The 1939-nt window shown below is 61.7% G+C and carries 4 protein-coding genes; all 4 read right to left on the bottom strand.

Translation table 11 applies throughout. The features are described from left to right. Positions 1 to 852: cytochrome-c oxidase, cbb3-type subunit III (ccoP, locus tag OQK_RS28760; protein WP_016775514.1), on the bottom strand; the 852-nt coding region annotated here is incomplete at its 3' end. Next, a complete protein-coding gene (locus tag OQK_RS28755; RefSeq protein WP_016775513.1) occupies positions 849 to 1034 on the bottom strand; it encodes a CcoQ/FixQ family Cbb3-type cytochrome c oxidase assembly chaperone in 186 nt (61 codons plus the stop codon). The genes ccoP and OQK_RS28755, both read right to left, overlap by 4 nt. Before the next feature lie 5 nt (positions 1035 to 1039). Next, positions 1040 to 1648: a cytochrome-c oxidase, cbb3-type subunit II gene (gene ccoO, locus OQK_RS28750; protein ID WP_007917161.1), complete on the bottom strand. Its 609-nt coding sequence runs from the start codon at positions 1646 to 1648 to the stop codon at positions 1040 to 1042. Then, positions 1648 to 1939, bottom strand: a 292-nt coding sequence (locus OQK_RS28745) for a cbb3-type cytochrome c oxidase subunit I (protein WP_016775512.1), incomplete at its 5' end; no start/stop codon positions are given. The genes ccoO and OQK_RS28745, both read right to left, overlap by 1 nt.

Genomic DNA, 1939 nt, shown 5'->3' with positions numbered 1-1939 from the left:
GGTCTGCTGCAGTTGCGCGAAGCTCGAGCCGTAGATGAATGCGCCCGGATGGGTCAGGTCAGGCGCGCCCATGGCCGGGGTGCCTTTACCGGCAGGGCCGTGGCAAGCCACGCAGTTGGCGGCGAAGAGTTTCTGGCCGTTGGCCGGGTCGGCCTTGGTGCCTTCCGGCAGTTTGCGCCCGTCGAGGTTGGTCACCACGAAGGCCGCTACGTCAGCCACGCCTTGCTCGCCGATCACTTCCGCCCATGCCGGCATCACCGCGTGGCGGCCGCCCATGATGGTGGTCTTGATGGTTTCCGGCTCACCGCCCCAGCGCCAGTCGGCGTCGGTCAGGTTGGGAAAGCCGTAGGCGCCCTTGGCGTCGGATCCGTGGCACACCGAGCAGTTGGAGGCGAACAGACGGCCGCCCATCTTCAGTGCTTGCGGATCCTTGGCGACTTCTTCGATCGGCATCGCCGCGAACTTGGCGAAAATCGGACCGAAGCGAGCGTCCGAACGGGCCATTTCCTTTTCCCACTCGTGGACGCCGGTCCAGCCGGTCTGGCCGTTGGCGAACGCGGTCTGCTTCTCGGTATCCAGATAGTTGTAGCCCGGCAGCAGACCTTTCCAGTTGCCCAGGCCCGGGTACAGCACCAGATAACCCAGGGCAAAAATGATGGTGCCGACGAACAGCATGAACCACCATTTCGGCAGCGGGTTGTCGTACTCCTCGATCCCGTCGAAGGAGTGGCCGACCGTCTCGTCCGTCTGTTCGCTGCGCTGGCCCTTGCGGGTCGACAGCAGCAGCCAGGTCAGGGCGAAGATCGTACCGAGACTGAGGACTGTGACGTACAGACTCCAGAATGTAGTCATTCTTTGTTACTCCTAGAAGCTTGCTCGACGTGCTTGATGGCTTCGGGATCATCGGCAAAAGGCAGCATGGTCGCGTCGTCGAATTCCGACTTGCGCTTGGGGCTGAACACCCACAAGGCCAGACCGATGAAGGCCACCATCACGACCACGGTGCCCAGGCCTCGAATCATCCCGATATCCATCAGATTCACCGTTTGCTTTTGATGATGGTGCCCAGGCCTTGCAGATAGGCCACCAGCGCGTCCATTTCGGTTTTGCCCTTCACGGCATCCTGTGCACCGGCGATGTCTTCGTCGGTGTAAGGCACGCCGAGGGTGCGCAAGACTTCCATTTTTTTCGCGGTTTCCTTGCCGTCGAGCTTGTTTTCCACGAGGAACGGGTAAGCCGGCATTTTCGACTCGGGGACCACGTTGCGCGGGTTGTACAAGTGCGCACGTTGCCAGTCATCGGAGTAACGACCGCCCACGCGGGCCAGGTCCGGACCGGTACGTTTGGAGCCCCACAGGAACGGGTGGTCCCAGACGCTTTCACCGGCCACCGAATAGTGGCCATAGCGTTCGGTTTCAGCGCGGAACGGGCGGATCATCTGCGAGTGGCAGCCGACACAACCGTTGGCGATGTACACGTCGCGGCCTTCCAGTTCCAGCGCCGAGCGCGGCTTCATGCCCTCGACCGGCTTGTTGGTGACGTCCTGGAAGAACAGCGGAACGATTTGGGTCAGGCCACCGACGCTGACGGCGATGACCATGAAGAAGGCCAGCAGGCCAATATTCTTCTCGACAGCTTCATGCTTCATCAGTGAGCTCCAACGACGGCAATCTTGGCGGCGGCTTCGGCTTCAACCGGATCCGACGCACGAACGGTGCGGTACACGTTGTAAGCCATCAGCAGCATGCCGCTGGCAAAGAAAGCACCGCCCAGCGCACGGACGATGAAGCCCGGGTGGCTGGCCTGCAGCGCTTCGACGAACGAGTAGGTGAGGGTGCCGTCATCGTTGATTGCACGCCACATCAGGCCCTGGGTGATGCCGTTGACCCACATCGAGGCGATGTAAAGCACGGTGCCGATGGTGGCGAGCCAGAAGTGC

The sequence above is a fragment of the Pseudomonas sp. R62 genome (genome assembly GCF_000257605.1).
GTDB lineage: Bacteria > Pseudomonadota > Gammaproteobacteria > Pseudomonadales > Pseudomonadaceae > Aquipseudomonas > Aquipseudomonas atacamensis.
This window is presented reverse-complemented; position numbering and strand designations above follow the sequence as displayed.

What these genes read in the sequence shown, in the direction of transcription:
- OQK_RS28755 (WP_016775513.1), bottom strand. Translation starts at nt 1,034, where the DNA reads ATGGATATCGGGATGATTCGAGGCCTGGGCACCGTGGTCGTGATGGTG.
- ccoO (WP_007917161.1), bottom strand. Translation starts at nt 1,648, where the DNA reads ATGAAGCATGAAGCTGTCGAGAAGAATATTGGCCTGCTGGCCTTCTTC.